Source organism: Zobellia sp. B3R18 (assembly GCF_018860715.1).
In the GTDB taxonomy this organism is placed as follows: domain Bacteria; phylum Bacteroidota; class Bacteroidia; order Flavobacteriales; family Flavobacteriaceae; genus Zobellia; species Zobellia russellii.
Window position 1 is genome coordinate 270740 of sequence record NZ_JAHKQG010000013.1, and the last position, 16319, is coordinate 287058.

21 protein-coding genes are annotated in these 16319 nt (G+C 39.2%); 12 read left to right on the forward strand and 9 right to left on the reverse strand.

Annotation, left to right across the window (positions count from 1 at the left end):
- Window positions 1–60: 60 nt before the first annotated feature.
- Genes moaA through KO513_RS15770 form a run of 7 tightly spaced genes read left to right on the forward strand, consistent with a single transcriptional unit; the run spans window position 61 to window position 4905 of the window.
- Entirely contained in the window at window positions 61–1044 is a 984-nt protein-coding gene (gene moaA, locus KO513_RS15740; RefSeq protein WP_215914217.1) for a GTP 3',8-cyclase MoaA, read from the forward strand.
- A gap of 4 nt (window positions 1045–1048) precedes the next feature.
- A complete protein-coding gene (moaC, locus tag KO513_RS15745) occupies window positions 1049–1522 on the forward strand; it encodes a cyclic pyranopterin monophosphate synthase MoaC (protein WP_215914218.1) in 474 nt (157 codons plus the stop codon).
- Entirely contained in the window at window positions 1506–2102 is a 597-nt protein-coding gene (locus KO513_RS15750; protein ID WP_215439830.1) for an NTP transferase domain-containing protein, read from the forward strand. The genes moaC and KO513_RS15750 overlap by 17 nt, the downstream gene beginning before the upstream one ends.
- Window positions 2099–3172 carry a HesA/MoeB/ThiF family protein gene (gene moeB, locus KO513_RS15755; protein WP_215914219.1) on the forward strand — a complete coding sequence of 358 codons (1074 nt, stop codon included), beginning with the start codon at window positions 2099–2101 and terminating at the stop codon, window positions 3170–3172. Before KO513_RS15750 ends, moeB begins: the two co-directional genes overlap by 4 nt.
- Complete coding sequence (locus KO513_RS15760; RefSeq protein ID WP_215914220.1) at window positions 3156–3932, forward strand: sulfite exporter TauE/SafE family protein; 777 nt, start codon at window positions 3156–3158, stop codon at window positions 3930–3932. Before moeB ends, KO513_RS15760 begins: the two co-directional genes overlap by 17 nt.
- A gap of 27 nt (window positions 3933–3959) precedes the next feature.
- Window positions 3960–4592, forward strand: coding sequence for a WbqC family protein (locus KO513_RS15765; RefSeq protein ID WP_215914221.1), 633 nt, complete (start codon window positions 3960–3962; stop codon window positions 4590–4592).
- Window positions 4585–4905, forward strand: coding sequence for a DUF6122 family protein (locus KO513_RS15770; protein ID WP_215914222.1), 321 nt, complete (start codon window positions 4585–4587; stop codon window positions 4903–4905). Before KO513_RS15765 ends, KO513_RS15770 begins: the two co-directional genes overlap by 8 nt.
- Here KO513_RS15770 and KO513_RS15775 read toward each other — a convergent pair.
- The 7 genes from KO513_RS15775 to KO513_RS15805 form a co-directional block, all read right to left on the reverse strand.
- Window positions 4888–5910, reverse strand: coding sequence for an endonuclease/exonuclease/phosphatase family protein (locus tag KO513_RS15775; RefSeq protein ID WP_215914223.1), 1023 nt, complete (start codon window positions 5908–5910; stop codon window positions 4888–4890). The two genes, KO513_RS15770 and KO513_RS15775, sit on opposite strands and share 18 nt — an antisense overlap.
- Window positions 5911–5913: 3 nt before the next feature.
- A complete protein-coding gene (locus tag KO513_RS15780; RefSeq protein ID WP_215914224.1) occupies window positions 5914–6780 on the reverse strand; it encodes a rhomboid family intramembrane serine protease in 867 nt (288 codons plus the stop codon).
- A 1-nt stretch (window position 6781) separates the two neighbouring features.
- Window positions 6782–7525, reverse strand: coding sequence for a rhomboid family intramembrane serine protease (locus KO513_RS15785; protein ID WP_215914225.1), 744 nt, complete (start codon window positions 7523–7525; stop codon window positions 6782–6784).
- Window positions 7526–9382: a DNA mismatch repair endonuclease MutL gene (gene mutL, locus KO513_RS15790; RefSeq protein ID WP_215914226.1), complete on the reverse strand. Its 1857-nt coding sequence runs from the start codon at window positions 9380–9382 to the stop codon at window positions 7526–7528. It abuts the gene before it with no gap.
- The gene (locus tag KO513_RS15795) at window positions 9382–9681 is read right to left on the reverse strand and encodes a riboflavin synthase subunit beta (protein WP_215914227.1); all 300 of its coding nucleotides are present in this window, start codon (window positions 9679–9681) and stop codon (window positions 9382–9384) included. The genes mutL and KO513_RS15795 overlap by 1 nt, the downstream gene beginning before the upstream one ends.
- 210 nt (window positions 9682–9891) lie before the next feature.
- Window positions 9892–10374, reverse strand: coding sequence for a 6,7-dimethyl-8-ribityllumazine synthase (ribH, locus tag KO513_RS15800; protein ID WP_215439850.1), 483 nt, complete (start codon window positions 10372–10374; stop codon window positions 9892–9894).
- Window positions 10374–11141, reverse strand: coding sequence for a tetratricopeptide repeat protein (locus tag KO513_RS15805; RefSeq protein ID WP_215439852.1), 768 nt, complete (start codon window positions 11139–11141; stop codon window positions 10374–10376). Before KO513_RS15805 ends, ribH begins: the two co-directional genes overlap by 1 nt.
- Window positions 11142–11256: 115 nt before the next feature.
- On the opposite strand from KO513_RS15805, the gene recF reads away from it, so the two are divergent.
- From recF to KO513_RS15820, 3 genes are read left to right on the forward strand one after another with little or no spacing between them, the layout of a single operon-like run.
- On the forward strand, window positions 11257–12336 hold the full coding sequence (gene recF, locus KO513_RS15810; RefSeq protein WP_215914228.1) for a DNA replication/repair protein RecF: 1080 nt from the start codon (window positions 11257–11259) through the stop codon (window positions 12334–12336).
- A gap of 25 nt (window positions 12337–12361) precedes the next feature.
- Window positions 12362–12778: a hypothetical protein gene (locus KO513_RS15815; protein WP_215914229.1), complete on the forward strand. Its 417-nt coding sequence runs from the start codon at window positions 12362–12364 to the stop codon at window positions 12776–12778.
- A gap of 1 nt (window position 12779) precedes the next feature.
- Window positions 12780–13076, forward strand: coding sequence for a DUF721 domain-containing protein (locus tag KO513_RS15820; protein WP_215439858.1), 297 nt, complete (start codon window positions 12780–12782; stop codon window positions 13074–13076).
- Window positions 13077–13134: 58 nt separating this feature from the next.
- Here the strand turns inward: KO513_RS15820 and KO513_RS15825 are convergent, their stop codons facing one another.
- The gene (locus KO513_RS15825) at window positions 13135–13554 is read right to left on the reverse strand and encodes a nucleoside-diphosphate kinase (RefSeq protein WP_215914230.1); all 420 of its coding nucleotides are present in this window, start codon (window positions 13552–13554) and stop codon (window positions 13135–13137) included.
- A 48-nt stretch (window positions 13555–13602) separates the two neighbouring features.
- Window positions 13603–14652 carry an alkaline phosphatase D family protein gene (locus KO513_RS15830; protein ID WP_215914231.1) on the reverse strand — a complete coding sequence of 350 codons (1050 nt, stop codon included), beginning with the start codon at window positions 14650–14652 and terminating at the stop codon, window positions 13603–13605.
- Between the two features lie 78 nt (window positions 14653–14730).
- On the opposite strand from KO513_RS15830, the gene KO513_RS15835 reads away from it, so the two are divergent.
- Together KO513_RS15835 and gldI are read left to right on the forward strand one after the other, a co-directional pair.
- Window positions 14731–15747, forward strand: coding sequence for a DHH family phosphoesterase (locus KO513_RS15835; RefSeq protein ID WP_215914232.1), 1017 nt, complete (start codon window positions 14731–14733; stop codon window positions 15745–15747).
- Window positions 15744–16289, forward strand: coding sequence for a gliding motility-associated peptidyl-prolyl isomerase GldI (gldI, locus tag KO513_RS15840; RefSeq protein ID WP_215914233.1), 546 nt, complete (start codon window positions 15744–15746; stop codon window positions 16287–16289). The genes KO513_RS15835 and gldI overlap by 4 nt, the downstream gene beginning before the upstream one ends.
- The last annotated feature ends 30 nt before the right edge of the window (window positions 16290–16319 follow it).

The window sequence follows — 16319 nt, forward strand, 5'->3', positions numbered from 1 at the left end:
ACGATACTGAAAAATTAGGAACAATCCTTATTTTTCAATTACACGGAGAATGATAAATGTATGCTGGTAGACAATCATAATAGAACTATAAATTACGTCCGTTTGGCGGTAACGGACCGTTGCAATTTGCGCTGTAACTATTGCATGCCGGCAGAGGGAATCAATTTTGCTAAAAACGATAAGCTTTTTACCATAGATGAGCTTTCGCGATTGAGTGAAATTTTGGTTTCCCAAGGCGTGGATAAAATTAGGATTACCGGTGGGGAGCCATTTGTACGTAAGGATTTAATGGTGCTTATGCGTCATATGGCGCAACTAGAAGGTCTTAACGATATATCTATTACCACTAACGCTACGTTAATAGGTCCTTATATTGATGAGCTGAAGGAATTGGGCATCAAGAACATTAACGTAAGTATGGATGCCATTAACCGTGAGACTTTTGAAAAAATCACACGTCGCAATCAGTATGATACGGTCCATAACAATATTATTCGGTTAATTACGGAAGGTTTTAATGTTCGGATTAATTTTATTGCCTTGGATGGTCAGAATACGGAAGATATTCTACCTATGTTAGAACTTACCAAGCATTATGATGTATCTGTGCGTTTTCTTGAAGAGATGCCCTTTAACGGAGGGAGCAAGACTTTTGAGAGCATTGCATGGGACTACAAGCGGATTCTTGGGTACATTAAAGAAGCCCATCCCGGTTATTATGAGTTGGAATCGCCTAAAACATCAACCTCCATCAATTATAAAATACCAGGGTTCAAAGGTACTTTTGGGGTTATTCCTTCTTTTAGCAGAACATTTTGTGGTACCTGTAACCGTTTACGAATTTCCGCTACGGGAGATGTAATTACCTGTCTTTACGCACAGCCAAGCATGAACCTGCGAGCTATTTTGAGAGGTAAGGATTCTGAAGAAAAAATAAAGGAAAATATTTTAAAGGCCATAGGTAGCCGTTCAAAAACGGGCTTTGAGGCGCAACAGAAATACAAAGGCGTATTCTCTAATTCAATGACCTCAATAGGGGGCTAGATTCATGGAAAAAAAACTTTCACATATAGATGCTTCGGGTAACGCGGCCATGGTAGACGTATCCGAAAAAAAGGTAACGGCAAGAACTGCTGTAGCTTCGGGGCGCGTTGAGTTTCCCAAAGCGGTGTTTGAAACTTTGGCGGCTCAAGATTTTCTAGGTAAAAAAGGTAGCATAATTCAAACGGCGGTAATTGCGGGTATTCAGGCGGTAAAGAAAACATCGGAATTAATTCCGCTTTGCCATCAAATCAACCTTTCAAAGGTACAGATAGATATTTTGCCCAAAAATCAGGCTTTAGATATTACGTGCACCGTAAAATGTACCGAAAAAACAGGGGTTGAAATGGAGGCCTTGACTGGAGTTTCGGTTAGTGCGCTCACCATTTATGATATGTGTAAGGCGCTTTCTCATGACATACAAATTAGCGCTATTCAATTGAAAGAAAAAACAGGAGGAAAAAATGATTATAGGTCCTAAAATATACGGTTTGGTGCTTGCTGGTGGAAAAAGCACCCGAATGGGAAAAGACAAAGGTTTAATACCTTATCATGGCATGCCACAGCGCGATTATCTTTATAATCTTTTGGGAAGGGTCTGTGATAAGACGTTTTTAAGCATCCGGCCGGAGCAGCAAGATGAGATTGCAGATGATGTAGCGGTAATCGTAGATGAGAACAAGTACAAAGGGCCTTACAACGGACTCCTTTCGGCCCATTTACAGCATCCGGATGTGGCTTGGTTGGTTTTGGCCTGTGATCTTCCTTTAATGGATTTAAAGGCGTTACAAGAATTGATTGCGGCACGTGACCCTAATAAAGTGGCGAGTTCCTTTGCTCAAAAAGAAGACCCGTTGCCCGAACCGTTATGTGCTATTTGGGAGCCAGCGGCTTTTAAGGAGAGTTTGGCTTATTTGGAAAGTGGTAACGGAACCTGTCCTAGAAAATATTTGATCAATAGTGATGTGAAATTGGTTTTCCCGTCTGACCCGAATGTGCTTTTGAATGCCAATTCGGAGGAAGAGTACAAGGAAGCCATCGTGAAATTAGCAGTGGAATGAACATAGAACGCTACGACCGACAAACAATTTTAAAAGAATTTGGAATGGAGGCTCAGCTCAAATTACAGTCGGCCAAGGTACTGGTGGTAGGAGCTGGCGGACTTGGGGTTCCTGTATTGACCTATCTCAATGCAATGGGGGTAGGAACTTTGGGTATTGTAGATAATGATGTGGTTTCTCTTTCAAACCTACACAGACAGGTGCTCTATTCTGAAAGCGATGTAAAAAAGCCTAAGGTAGCAACAGCCGTTCAAAAACTGAAAGATCAGAACTCTGAGACCCAAATTATTTCTTACGAAACATTTCTAACTCGTGATAATGCACTTGAAATCATAACAGATTATGATGTAGTGATAGATGCTTCGGATAATTTTCCAACCCGCTATTTAGTGAACGATGCTTGTGTAATCCTGAATAAACCATTTGTATATGGTGCATTACATAGCTTTGAAGGTCAGGTGAGTGTGTTTAATTTTGAAGGAGGGCCAACCTACCGTTGCCTCTTTCCGGAAATGCCAAAGCCCAATGAGGTACCTAATTGTGATGAAAACGGGGTTTTGGGAATTGTACCGGGAATTATCGGTAATTTTCAGGCCCTGGAAACGGTTAAGGTGATAACGGGAATTGGGCAGGTGCTTACAGGAAAGCTGTTACTTTTTGATGGATTGGCCAGTGCGTTCCAGAAAATCCGTTTTGCGGTAAATCCTGAAAATCAGAAGATACATGCGCTGCAAGAGAGTTATGAGTTTAATTGCGAAGTGCCAATGAATTCTATTACTCCAGATGCCTTTCAAAAAATCATAGAAGAAAAAGAGGTGCAACTTATAGACGTAAGAACACCCAAGGAATTTAGTAGAAACCATTTATCTTTTGCTCAAAACATTCCACTTTCCGAATTGGATGAACGTCATGATGAAATTGCATATGACACTAAGGTCTATGTGGTCTGCCAGTCTGGGGTAAGGAGTAGAAAGGCAGTAACGAAACTGCAGGGTATTCATGCCAATGCCAATCTGATTAATGTTGAAGGAGGGATGAACCAAATTTCAAAACATGCTCTTAAGTACTGAGAATTTGGTGCTCTTATGTCTAGGATTCTTTATTGTCGCTACCCTGTATTCTTCAGTGGGTTTTGGAGGTGGCTCTAGCTATTTGGCGTTGTTAACACTCTTTTTAGGGGGCTTTTTTGCCATACGTTCCATTGCTTTAATATGTAATTTGGTAGTAGTTTCCGGTAGTACTTATTTATACTTTAAAAATGGCCATGCTAAATTTAAAGACTTTTTACCTTTTGTTTTGGCCAGTATACCGCTAGCGTTTCTTGGCGCTTCGTTTAGATTAGAGGAACATATTTTTTTCCTGTTGTTGGGTTTTTCTTTGGTAACTTCCTCTATTTTCTTGGCCTCTCAAACTTTTGTAAAACGCGATACTACCGAGAAAACAGTACAATACCCTAAATTCATGACCTATGTATTGGGTGGTAGTATTGGCTTATTGTCAGGCTTAGTAGGTATTGGGGGTGGCATATTTTTAGCACCTATCCTAAATCACCTAAAATGGGATAAATCCATTAAAATAGCGGCTTTGGCGAGTTTTTTTATATTGGTGAATTCAATTTCGGGCTTGGCAGGTCTCGTTCAAGGTGGAATGTTAGAGCTCCCGTGGAAAGAGACCTTGGCACTTGTAGTATCGGTTTTGATAGGAGGGCAGTTGGGAATTCGTCTCAGCTTAAAGCGATTTACCCCTAAAGGCATCAAAAGGGTTACGGCCTTGTTGGTTTTTGTTGTAGGGGTTCGTATTTTGCTCAAATATATTCCGCAGGTATTTTAAACAAAATAGTTCTTTAAATTAGTCATATTGAAAATTCTTTTAAACCCGGCCTATGTTCCGGATATAGCTACGTTTTCCGTTATTGCCCAACACAAGATTTGTTGGGAGGTACAGGATAATTTCCAAAAACAGACGTATAGAAACCGCGCCTACATTTGCAATGATAGAGGAAGGCATATGTTAAGTATACCCATAAAACATAGAGGTAAGGCTCAAGGCAGGCAGAAATATAGTGAAGTAATGCTGGATAACACTTATGAATGGCAACGACAGCATTGGAGGACCTTTAAAACGGCGTATAGAACATCGCCATTTTTTGAGTTCTATGAAGATGAAATAGCTCCGCTTTATGAGCGTCAATATGAGTATTTGTTGGATTATAATTTATTGACCATAGAAACCATTTGTAATTGTTTACAGATGGATATGCCAACAGAAAGGACCGTAATTTATGAAGATAGTCCACAAAATCTAGTTGACGGGAGGTTTTTAGTAAATGCTAAAAGGAAGCTGAATTTTGAACAGGAAGAGTACAATCAGGTTTTTTCTGATAGAAATGAGTTTTCCAAAAACACTAGCATATTGGATTTACTTTTTAATGAGGGTACCAACGCGCTAAGTTACTTAAAGAGTCAAAAACTAAGTTTTATAGATGCTTAGATTCATCATGCATTACGGCATTCATTTTTTGGTGCCTATTCTTATTGGGTGGTACTTTTATAAGGAATACCGCTTAAAGGCTATTCTTATTTTATTGGCCGGTATTGTCATAGATATAGACCACCTGCTGGCAACCCCCATTTTTTCTCCGGACCGCTGTAGTATAGGGTTTCATCCACTCCATAGTTATTGGGCCATAGCAGCCTATTTTTTGCTTTTTTGTTTTAAAAAGACCCGTATTTTTGGATTAGCCTTGTTGATACACATTTTAGCGGATGCCACGGATTGTTTTTTCCTATTTCAATCGAAATGAAGCCATAACCGGAAAATGGTCCGAGAATTTTTCATCAAAATTTTTATGGCCCATAACTTCAAAACTGGAATCGGCCATAATAAAATCAATACGAATAGGAATCATTAAAAAGTTATACGTACGGCCATAACCAGCCCCTTTTTCAATAAACGTATCCTGCATTTCACCTATGATAGTATGATACACCGACGAGAATTGAGTGTTGTTAAAGTCACCGCAGACCAAGGTTCTATAAGGACTCTTTGCTTTATGTTCTGCTATGATTTGTGCTTGTTGCTGTTGCCTTTTAAAGGCATTGGTTACTCTACGGTATAATCTCTCGGAAGATTGTGAGCGCAAAACTCCTGTACCTGGAGTAATTCCTAAGGATTGCATGTGTAAATTGTAAATCCTTAAGGTGTCGCCTTTATAGAGAATATCGGCATAGGAACCATTATTTATGCTATTGGGGAAGTTTATGATTTCCGCTTTAATTATGGGATACTTAGAGAATATGCCCATATGAACCTTATTGCCAGCCGGTATTCGTTTTAAAAAATGGTAAGGATAGTCCAAGTAATCCTCTTGCATATCATGCCCTACTTCTTGAAAGCAGATAATATCCGGTTTCTCTTGTTCTACCAAGCCTTCTATCTCTTCGGGAATATTATCGTTGTCTAAAAATCGGTACCGGTTAAATGCACGTACGTTATAGGTCATCACCTTTAACTCGTCTTCTTTAAAATCAGTAGATTCCGATGATAATTTTATAAATGTACCCAGAGCAAAGTACCCAAAAATAAGAACGAACAAAGAAGTGAAAGCTTGTTTTTTAAGGCCTAACAACCAATACAAGAAAAAGAGGGTATTGACTACTACCAATACAGGTACGCCCAAGCTTAAAATGGATAAAAAAGGAAAAAGCTCTAGGGATAGGTAAGGGACGGCACATGCCAGTAGGAGCACAAAGGCAAAAATGATATTAAAAAAGAAAACAATTTTATTAAAGAATGAAAGTCCCTTCATACGCTAGTCTTCCTTTCCAGCCTTGAACAGAAAATCTTTTTCCGCTTTTGAAAGACTTTCGTATCCGGATTTGCTGATTTTATCCAAAATGGCATCAATCTTTTTTTGATGAGTTTGCTTATCGTGGTTGGCTTGTTTGGTAGCTGTTTTTTGCTTGTTTTTATAAACGGTTTTCATAGGTGCTTTCTTTTCGCTTTTTTTGAAAAGATTGGCTATACCATCAATTAAGCCGGCAAAACCCTCACCAATATCCCTGCCATTATAAAGTTGTCGGGCATACATATATCCTAAAAAGGCACCACCCAAATGGGCAATTCTTCCTCCAATGTTCCCGCCCATTGGAATTTGAACTAAATCCATTAACACAACAAACAAACCAATTTGCCAAAGCTTTACGTTAAAAACAAAAAGACGTACTTCTTGATTGGGAATGTAGGTGCAAACAAATATAAGTACCGCCATTACTCCCGCGGAAGCACCAATAAGAGAAGCATTAATGCCTATTAGCGTCGGGAAAATGTTATAACTTAAAAGAAATAAAAGGCCGCCTAGAATAACCCCTAAAAAGTAGATGTTCAAGAAGCGCCTGGCATCAAAAAGGTTCAGTAGAATACGGCCGGCCACGTACAGTACGTACATGTTCCAGAGAATATGAAAAATGCCACCGTGTAAAAAAGAGTAAGTAATAATGGACCACGGCTGCATTAAAAAGTCGAAAAAATCTTTGGGCAGGGCAAACCAGTTTTCAACGCTAGGGCTAATTAGCGCTGTAATAAGCCCCATAACGATAAAAACGATAACGTTAATGGCTATGAGCTTTTCGGAAACGCTCAACCGTGCATATTGATATTTTAAATCTCCGTTTGTCATTTTAGTTCCAGCGGTTGTTGTTAAACTGATTCTTCTTCCAGTACCACATCATCAAAAAACCGAACAAAGCGCCCCCAATATGGGCAAAATGGGCAATACCTTGGCCAAAAAGACTATACCCGGTTACTCCCGAAAATAAATCCAATCCTATTAAAATAGGTATAAAATATTTGGCTTTGACCGGTACAGGAATGAACATCAAGAAAAGCTCACTATTTGGAAACATCATCCCAAAGGCTACTAAAACACCATAAATGGCTCCAGAAGCTCCTACTGCAGGTGTGTTATAAGCTGATAGAAAATTATCTATGGTACTTTTTGATGCAATATTGTACCAATCCGGGCTGTACTGGCCAGATGATATAATCTCCATAATACTACTCTCGGTCATGCCGCTATTCACCAAAGCTTGCATTCCCTCGTTAAAGTAGTAGTAGTTTACCCCTGTATGAATCAAAGCAGAACCCAGACCAGCGGAAAAATAGAAGAACAGAAACTTATTGCGTCCCCACATTTGTTCCAATGGCGTTCCAAAAGCCCATAAAGCGTACATGTTAAAAGCAATGTGCATAAAGCCACCGTGCATGAACATATGCGTTACAATCTGGTAGAAGACAAAGTTCTCGTTTTTTGGAAACCACAACGAAAACCACTGGTACATCTGATCACCGTAAAGAGAAGTTGCCACAAAAAACAGAATGTTTATTATGAGCAGGTGTTTTATAGCTTCGGTTAATCTTCCCATCTAAATAAATTTTTTATCAATGTCATTTTCGGTAATGGTGATGTATACCGGTTTATTAAACGGACTAACCATTGCTTCCTTACAGGCGAACAAATCGTTTACAAGGGCAATTTGGGAGGCGTTGTCCAGCATCTCTCCCGTCTTGACCGCCAATGTTTTTGCCAATGTTTTAGACAGTATGTCCGTATGGGAGAAACTCTCTTCCGTTATTTCTTGTTGGTAATCTGAAATAAGCTGGTCCAATATCATACCAACTTCGCTTTCGGCCACAAGAAGAGGAACACCTGTGACGGTAATAGTTTCATCTTCTATTTTTTCAAAAATGAATCCAATAGATGTTAAAATATCTTCAATTTCTTTAAGCGCACTAATTTCGGTATGTGAAAAGGAAAGCGTCAAAGGGAACAGTAATTGCTGGCTAACCGCTTGTTTTACAGTGCTGTTCTTTAAGAATTTTTCGTAAAGTACTCTTTGGTGCGCCCGACTTTGGTCAATTACCACCATACCGGATTTTATAGTGGTTACAATATATTTTCTTCTAATTTGAAAGGTGGTGGTAACTGTTTCTGCTGTTTCTTTTTCGCCCTCAAAAATAGAACCGGTAATTGTGTCAGATTCAAAACTGATGCTACCAAGGTTTTCATCTGTACCCATTTTTGATTCTAGACCAACGTACAAGCTTTCCCAGCTTTGGGTATTTGGTTTTTGATAGCTACGCGATGGAGCAGGGGAGGCTGTGTTTTTGGTTTCCTGAAAAGGGTTAAATCCTGCGTCTACCGTAACTTTAGGCTGTACTACGGACTTATCCTTGAATTCATAAGGTGTCTGTAAATTTGGGTCGTGTTCAAAATCTAGCGCAGGGGCAACGTTAAACTGACCTAAGCTATGCTTTACCGTAGACCTTAAAATAGCGTACAGGCTATGTTCATCATCAAACTTAACTTCTGTTTTAGTGGGATGAATATTTATATCTATTGAGCCCGGATCAACCTCTAGGTAGAGAAAATAACCAGGATGACAATCTGATTTTATGAGTCCTTCAAAAGCCGCTACCACCGCGTGGTGTAAATAAGGACTCTTGATAAACCTGTTATTGATAAAGAAAAATTGCTCCCCACGGCTCTTTTTGGCGAATTCGGGCTTGGTTATAAAACCACTTATCTTTACAATGGGCGTTTCTTCTTCAACGGGAACCAACTTTTGATTGGTTCGTGTACCAAAAATATTGACAATACGCTTGCGGTAATTGTCCGAAGGAAGGTTAAATATTTCACTTCCGTTATTATAAAAATGAAAGGCAATACTAGGATGTGCCAAGGCAACACGATGAAATTCATCTGTAATATGCCTTAACTCTACCTGATTACTTTTTAAAAAGTTACGTCTGGCAGGGATGTTGAAAAATAGGTTTTTTACCGCCATAGACGTACCCTTGGGGGTAACGCTGGCTTCCTGAAATATAATTTTACTGCCCTCAATTTTTAGATGGGTGCCCAGTTCCTCGCTCTCGGGCTTGGTTTGCATCTCAACATGGGCAATTGCTGCAATTGAAGCTAAGGCTTCACCACGGAACCCTTTGGTGTTCAAATTAAAGAGGTCTTCTGCCTTTTGTATTTTAGAAGTGGCGTGCCGCTCAAAACTTAATCTAGCATCCGTAGCACTCATGCCTATTCCGTCATCTACAACTTGGATAAGGATTTTTCCGCCGTCTTTTATAATTAATTTTATAGAGGTAGCCCCGGCATCTATTGCGTTTTCCAACAATTCCTTTACGACTGAAGCAGGACGTTGAACCACTTCACCCGCTGCAATCTGGTTCGCAACATGGTCCGGTAAAAGTTTTATGATATCTGCCATTAGTTAGGGAAGAATATAGAGAGGTCAAAATCGATAATATAAAGTACGATCATTACGAGAATGGCCAAAATAACTGCCATGCGTATTTTTAGATTGGTATCGCCTTGGCGCTTTATATCGGACATGGCACTACCAAACTTTCCCTTTAAACCTCTGGCGGGATTTAATGTACTCCGGTATTGGTCAAATTTTGGTTCAATTTTAAACGGACTGCCTTTACCCTTGTCGTCATAATAACGAGGGGTGTATTCAAATTTCTTGCTCCGCTTTAAGCGTGTGAATTTACTTAGCATTCCCATGAACCTCAAAGTTACTTAAAATCAAAAAATATGCCGTGTTACCGCTGCCAAAATTTGTTAACAGCGCATGAGATACAGCTTTTTAGTGGGTAAAATGTTACCTTACATGTAAGGATATAAGGTAATTGTCTGTTTTGCCATTGTGGACAGGAAAGACTTTTTCCAAAGAAAAAGGACAATAAAAATTTGTAGAGGCTTGGTTCTAGATAATTATTTCCCCAAGCTGGCCATCTGAATAGCGGCAATAGCGGCCTCTGTACCCTTGTTGCCATGTTTGCCTCCACTGCGCTCCCGTGATTGTTGGATGTTGTTATCCGTCAACACACAGAATATCACAGGGGTATCCAGTTGTACGTTAAGGTCTTTAATGCCTTGAGCCGTAGCGCTACAAACAAAATCAAAATGTTTGGTTTCACCTTGAATAACACTTCCAATGGCAATAACGGCATCTACTTCTTGGGTAGTGGCCATTTTTTTGCACCCAAAAGTCAGCTCAAAACTACCCGGCACATCCCAGCGTAAAATGTTGGCTTCTGAGGCTCCACAATCCAAAAGGGCTTCAACAGCACCAGAGTATAGCCCTTCGGTAATTTCTGTATTCCATTCAGAAACAACAATCCCAAACCGAAGATTTTTCGCGTTTGGGATTTTAGTTTTATCGTAAACTGATAAGTTTTTGTTTGCCGTAGCCATTAATTGTTGGTTTTAGCCATTCCTATAAAAGCATCAACAGTACGCGCTTCATCAGAAGATGAATACTCATCTTTAATTCTCTGAAAGTACTTAAGGGCTTTATCGTTCTGGTTCAATTCTAAAGCCGTAACACCCGCTTTGTACAAGAATTTAGGAGTTGTATAGTTGTTGTTGCTGTGAGCAATAGCCTTGTCATAGTAACCTAAGGCATCTTCTGGCTGACCTAGTTGCATGAACGCATCACCAAGACCACCTTTTGCCAATGCACCAAGAATGTCGTCTTCAGAACTAAAGTCCTCTAGATGCGAAATAGCCTCTTGGTACTTTTGCATGTTCAAATACGCCATACCTGCAGAGTAGTTTGCCAAGTTGGCCGCTTTTGTTCCGCTGTATTCATCTATGATATCAAGAAAACCGTATTTTCCTTCCGCGCCGTTCAATGCAAGGGTGTATAAAGAATCCTTAGCTGTTGGGCTGTTAAGGGCTTGGTCAAAATATTGCTGAGGGTAGTACATTTCATTGGCAGCGTTAGTTTCTTTGGGTTTCTCTACAAATTGGGCATACGCCAAATATCCAAGAACACCAACGGCTATAACACCAATGATACCTAATATATAATTCTGGTTGTCAGCAACCCAAGCTTCGGTTTTGGAGGCACTTTCATCTAGTGTACTAAAGACTTCTGCAGTTGCGCTTTCTTGCTCTGTAACTTCTTGCTCTTCCGCTTTATCTTTTGGTTTAAAACCACGCTTCTTATATGTTGCCATTTTCTAATTTTATTGGTGGCGCAAAAATAAAGGTTTTATCCAAAACCGAAAGGGTATTTATTCGTTATTTTTGAGGTTTGTATATCAAGTACCGTCAAATCTGGAATTATTGCACATGTTTTTAAAGAAATTATCCCTGATTAATTATAAAAACTTCGATTCAATGGATATTGAACTCGATAAAAAAATCAATTGCATGGTTGGTCCTAACGGAGTAGGAAAAACTAATGTGCTGGATGCGGTGTACCATCTTTCCTTTGGGAAGAGTTACTTTAACCCGGTTTCTACCCAGAACATTAAACATGATGAGGATTTTTTTGTAATAGAAGGAGAGTTTGAAAAAAATGAGCGGGAAGAGAAAATAGTTTGTAGTTTAAAACGGGGGGCAAAAAAGGTAATTAAACGAAACGGGAAGGCATATGATCGCCTGTCGGACCATATTGGTCTATTACCTTTGGTCATTATTTCACCAGCAGACAGAGATCTTATTATAGAAGGAAGTGATACCAGAAGAAAATTCATAGACGGGGTTATTTCTCAATCCGATAAGGAATATTTACAAGACCTTTTAAAGTATAACAAGGTTTTGGCCCAGCGTAACTCGCTTTTAAAATATTTTGCGGCCAATCATACTTTTAATAAGGATACGTTGGCGGTTTATAATGAACAGTTAGAGGATTATGGAACTCGGATTTTTGATAAGCGAGTGGCATTTTTAGAGGCATTTATTCCTATTTTTAAAGAACAGTACATTGCCATATCCGGAGGTCATGAAGAGGTTTCCTTAAATTATGAAAGTAAGTTGCTCAATGAAGGTTTATTGGCACTTTTGGAAAAATCCGTTGAAAAGGACAAAGCTTTGCAATATACATCCGTTGGAATACACAAAGACGATTTAGGGTTTGAAATTTCAGGGCACCCCATTAAGAAATTTGGTAGCCAGGGTCAGCAGAAATCTTTTTTGATCGCTCTAAAATTTGCTCAATTTCAATTTATAAAAGCCCGTTCAAAAACAACGCCTATTTTATTGTTAGATGATATTTTTGATAAATTAGACGAACATAGGGTATCACATATCGTAGCTTTGGTGAACAATGAAAATTTTGGACAGATTTTTATTAGTGATACGCATGCAGAACGTACCGAAGAAGTCGTAAAGCAAATTCACCAAACGTATAAATTGTTCAAATTATAATTAATCCGATTTTTAGAAAACGACGATGAAAAAGATAATTTTAATAGGATTTTTAGGCTTGTTTCTAGGGTGCTCTTCAGGTGTGTCAAAGGATGATTTGAACCTGCTGGACGGGTATTGGGAAATAACAAGGGTAACCTTGCCTGATGGTACCGTTAAAGAATATAAGGTGAATACCAATGTAGATTATATTTCTACGGACGGAAAAAAGGGATATCGTAAAAAAATGCAACCCAAACTAGATGGAACCTATGAAACCTCTGATGATGCGGAAGCATTTGTCATCACCCAAAAAGAGAACAGTTTTTCAATTGATTACAAGACCGAGTTAAGTGAGTGGTCCGAGACGTTGGTAGATTTGGACGATGCTACTTTTTCCGTAAAGAACCAAGAAGGGATACAGTACGATTATAAAAGATTTGAACCTATTTCAATCCAATAAGATGGCAAAGCGAAGAAACGAAAATATGAATATGAGCGAAGCGCTTCAGGAATTCATAAAAGAGAATAGGCTGGAAAAGGGCATGGATAAAGTAGATGCCCGCGAAGCTTGGCGCAATCTAATGGGTAATGGCGTAAACAATTATACTACGGATATAGAGCTTAGAGGCGATACACTTTTTGTGGCGTTGTCCTCTTCCGTGCTACGTGAAGAACTTAGCTTGGGCAAATCTAAAATTGTAAAGATGCTCAACGAAGATTTGGGTAAAAACTTGGTAAAGAAACTGGTTCTAAGATAAAAACCTGTAAGCTTCAAAGGATTGATGCTTACAGGTTTTCTATAAAATTGTACGGTTGTTAGAAAATCTCTCTTCCCGCAAAATGAAAGGCGCCTTCAATAGCTGCATTTTCATCGCTGTCCGAACCATGTACCGCATTTTCTGCAATATTGGTGGCAAATAACTTTCTAATAGTACCTTCGGCAGCTTCGGCCGGGTTGGTTGCACCGATCAATGCACGAAAATCCTCAACGGCATTGTCCTTTTCCAAAATAGCGGCAACAATAGGACCACGGCTCATGAACTCTACCAATTCTCCGTAAAACGGACGCTCGCTATGAACGGCGTAGAACTCTTGAGCATCTCTTGTGCTAAGTTGTGTATATTTCATGGCGACGATCTTAAAGCCAGCGGAAGTTATTTTTTCCAAGATGGCACCAATGTGTCCGTTTTCAACCGCATCGGGTTTGATCATCGTAAATGTTCTGTTCGTTGTCATTGTAAAAATTTTTTGCAAAAATACGCTTTATTCAATAATCGGCAACTTTTAATAGGTTTGATGTAACTCCCCTAAAAGATTTAAGTCGTCACCCAGAATTTGCATCTTCGCTTCTTTAGTTTTAAAATTGAATTTAATTAGTCCAAAACTTTGAGTAAAAACCACTTCACCCACCCTAAACGGGTTGGTTTCGCCATTGTAAGCGGTATAGGAATGTGTAAGTCCGCTACTTGTAAAATCTATTAAAGGATAGGTCAGTCCGGAGACGTCCGTTTTTGAAAACTCTGAAATATGGCGATCTCCGGAGAGTACCATAACACCTTTCGCATTAGAATCTACAATAAGCTTTTTAAGTCTATCTACTTCGTGCGGAAAGTTGCCCCAAGTCTCAAAGCCGTGTTCATTGGATAGTATTTGAATACTACTTACCAGTATATTAAAGTCTGCCGTAGAGTTTTTAAGCTCAGTAGAGAGCCAGTTCCATTGGGTTTCTCCAAGAATGGTGCCCTCGCCATAGGCATTTGGTTTAGTACGTTTCTTAGTTGCAGGATCTGGAGTTAAGGCTGTTCTAAAATATCGTGTATCCAATACCAGTACTTTAATGCTTCCCTTTGGCGTATTATAGGTATGTGCCGTATAAACACCTTCTTGGGTTCTTCGCGGATCATTTTGGTCCACTCCTAGAAAATCAAGGAACTCCTGTTGGCTCTCTTTCTTTTTTTTGAACTCAACACCTCCATCGTTCAATCCATAATCATGATCGTCCCAAGTGCCAATAACGGGTACCGTCTTTTTTAGTTGTTGATATCCTTTAACTGCGTTTTGTTGAGCGTACATGGCACGAAGCCGTTTCATGTTATCCGTATCGGCATAAATGTTATCTCCTCCCCAGACCCATAGATCGGGCTGCGTTTTTAAAACGTCGTCCCAAAGTAAATTGGTTTCGTTTTGCTTATTACAGGAGCCAAAGGCCAAGGTGAAATCAGAATCAAAAGTAGAGGTATATATTTCCTTTTTTATAGGCTGCACGTCCTGTTTTACAGCCTTGCAAGCCATAAAGGCAAACAGTACGCTAATGGCGATACATTTATTCAACATAGAATCGTTTTAAAAACTAACAGCAAAAATAAGACTTTGCCTTCAAAGGCTATGTTATTAAATTGTATATTTGCGCGCATGAATTTGGAGTCTATAAAAGCGGTTCAGCAACTACTTTCCCAACCGCAAAAAATCGTAATTGTACCACATAAAAATCCAGATGGTGATGCCATTGGTTCAACCTTGGCTTTATGTCATTACCTTGTAAATAGGGGGCAAGAGGCCGTTGTTGTTGCACCCAATGATTATCCTAAGTTTTTAAAGTGGATGCCGGGCAATGAAAATATTTTAAATTTTGAAAAACAGAATAGCCAGGCCAAGGAAAAAATTGCCGAAGCTACGGTGATTTTTACTTTAGATTTTAATCATTTGGGTAGAATAGGGCAGATGCAATCCGTATTGGAGGGCCTAACAGTGCCTTTTGTGATGATCGACCACCACCAAGCCCCATCTGATTATGCCCAGATTATGTATTCTGATGTAACTATGACTTCTACTTGTGAAATGGTTTATAATTTCATTGAGTTTTTAGGTGATGTAGATAAGATTACCTCAGAAATGGCAGACTGTCTTTACACAGGAATAATGACTGATACCGGCTCGTTTAAATTCAGGTCCACTACCGGTAGAACGCACCGTGTAGTTGCAGATTTAATTGATAAGGGTGCGGAAAATACGGAAATACATCACAGGGTTTTTGACACGAACACCCCGGGAAGATTACATCTTTTGGGCTGCGCTTTAAAAAATATGGTTATTCTTGATAAGTACAGAACGGCATATATTACGCTAAGTCAAGAAGAACTAGATGCCCATGAGTATCAAAAAGGAGATACGGAAGGCTTTGTAAATTACGGACTTACTTTAGAAGGTATTATATTTGCGGTTATTTTTATAGAAAATAAAGATGAAGGTATCATAAAAATTTCCTTCAGGTCTATTGGAGAATTTTCGGTAAACGAATTTGCAAGGGCCCATTTTGAAGGTGGTGGTCATGATAATGCTGCAGGTGGAAAAAGCGATAGGTCGCTTAAAGAAACGGCTCTTTATTTTGAATCGCTTTTAGAGAATTATCAAGAGCAATTACAAGCATGAGAATATTAAGCCTTATTTTTTTAATTATAGTAGTGGGCTGTGGAGGCCCCGAAGCAAGAAGACCTGTTGAGGTAAAGACAGGAAGCTTTTTTAAGCAATCCGTGAAACGCAGCAAAGAACTTTTGGCCAAGGAAGAGAAGTCAATGCAAGAAGTGATGGCTAACGATACATTGCACGAGTATACGCATACGGCAAGCGGTTCTTGGTTCTATTATGATGTTAAAAATGAAGAAACCGAATATACCGCCCAGCCAGATGATGTAGTGGTAATGAGCTATAACGTAGTCAGCTTAAAAAATGACACTATTTATAGCATGGACGATATAGGTACCCTTACTTATAAAGTTGATAAGCAAGATCTTTTTCCAGGTCTAAGAAACAGTGTTAAGATGTTAAAAGAAGGAGAAACGGCAACCTTTTTGTTTCCGTCTTCTTTGGGGTACGGCTATCATGGCGATAATGACAAAATTGGAATTAATGTACCGTTTAAGGTTACCTTATCCGTTTTTAAAATTCAAAAACAGAACGAGTTAGTAGAGTAGAACTTGCAAATAATCAATAAAAGTAAAATA

Coding starts and splice junctions, on each gene's coding strand:
- KO513_RS15820 (WP_215439858.1), top strand. CDS start 12,780: ATGGCAAAGCGAAGAAACGAAAATATGAATATGAGCGAAGCGCTTCAG.
- KO513_RS15750 (WP_215439830.1), top strand. CDS start 1,506: ATGATTATAGGTCCTAAAATATACGGTTTGGTGCTTGCTGGTGGAAAA.
- KO513_RS15780 (WP_215914224.1), bottom strand. CDS start 6,780: ATGACAAACGGAGATTTAAAATATCAATATGCACGGTTGAGCGTTTCC.
- KO513_RS15760 (WP_215914220.1), top strand. CDS start 3,156: ATGCTCTTAAGTACTGAGAATTTGGTGCTCTTATGTCTAGGATTCTTT.
- KO513_RS15805 (WP_215439852.1), bottom strand. CDS start 11,141: ATGGCAACATATAAGAAGCGTGGTTTTAAACCAAAAGATAAAGCGGAA.
- moeB (WP_215914219.1), top strand. CDS start 2,099: ATGAACATAGAACGCTACGACCGACAAACAATTTTAAAAGAATTTGGA.
- KO513_RS15795 (WP_215914227.1), bottom strand. CDS start 9,681: ATGGGAATGCTAAGTAAATTCACACGCTTAAAGCGGAGCAAGAAATTT.
- KO513_RS15835 (WP_215914232.1), top strand. CDS start 14,731: ATGAATTTGGAGTCTATAAAAGCGGTTCAGCAACTACTTTCCCAACCG.
- KO513_RS15825 (WP_215914230.1), bottom strand. CDS start 13,554: ATGACAACGAACAGAACATTTACGATGATCAAACCCGATGCGGTTGAA.
- KO513_RS15770 (WP_215914222.1), top strand. CDS start 4,585: ATGCTTAGATTCATCATGCATTACGGCATTCATTTTTTGGTGCCTATT.
- KO513_RS15830 (WP_215914231.1), bottom strand. CDS start 14,652: ATGTTGAATAAATGTATCGCCATTAGCGTACTGTTTGCCTTTATGGCT.
- moaC (WP_215914218.1), top strand. CDS start 1,049: ATGGAAAAAAAACTTTCACATATAGATGCTTCGGGTAACGCGGCCATG.
- recF (WP_215914228.1), top strand. CDS start 11,257: ATGTTTTTAAAGAAATTATCCCTGATTAATTATAAAAACTTCGATTCA.
- moaA (WP_215914217.1), top strand. CDS start 61: ATGCTGGTAGACAATCATAATAGAACTATAAATTACGTCCGTTTGGCG.
- KO513_RS15775 (WP_215914223.1), bottom strand. CDS start 5,910: ATGAAGGGACTTTCATTCTTTAATAAAATTGTTTTCTTTTTTAATATC.
- gldI (WP_215914233.1), top strand. CDS start 15,744: ATGAGAATATTAAGCCTTATTTTTTTAATTATAGTAGTGGGCTGTGGA.
- KO513_RS15815 (WP_215914229.1), top strand. CDS start 12,362: ATGAAAAAGATAATTTTAATAGGATTTTTAGGCTTGTTTCTAGGGTGC.
- KO513_RS15785 (WP_215914225.1), bottom strand. CDS start 7,525: ATGGGAAGATTAACCGAAGCTATAAAACACCTGCTCATAATAAACATT.
- ribH (WP_215439850.1), bottom strand. CDS start 10,374: ATGGCTACGGCAAACAAAAACTTATCAGTTTACGATAAAACTAAAATC.
- mutL (WP_215914226.1), bottom strand. CDS start 9,382: ATGGCAGATATCATAAAACTTTTACCGGACCATGTTGCGAACCAGATT.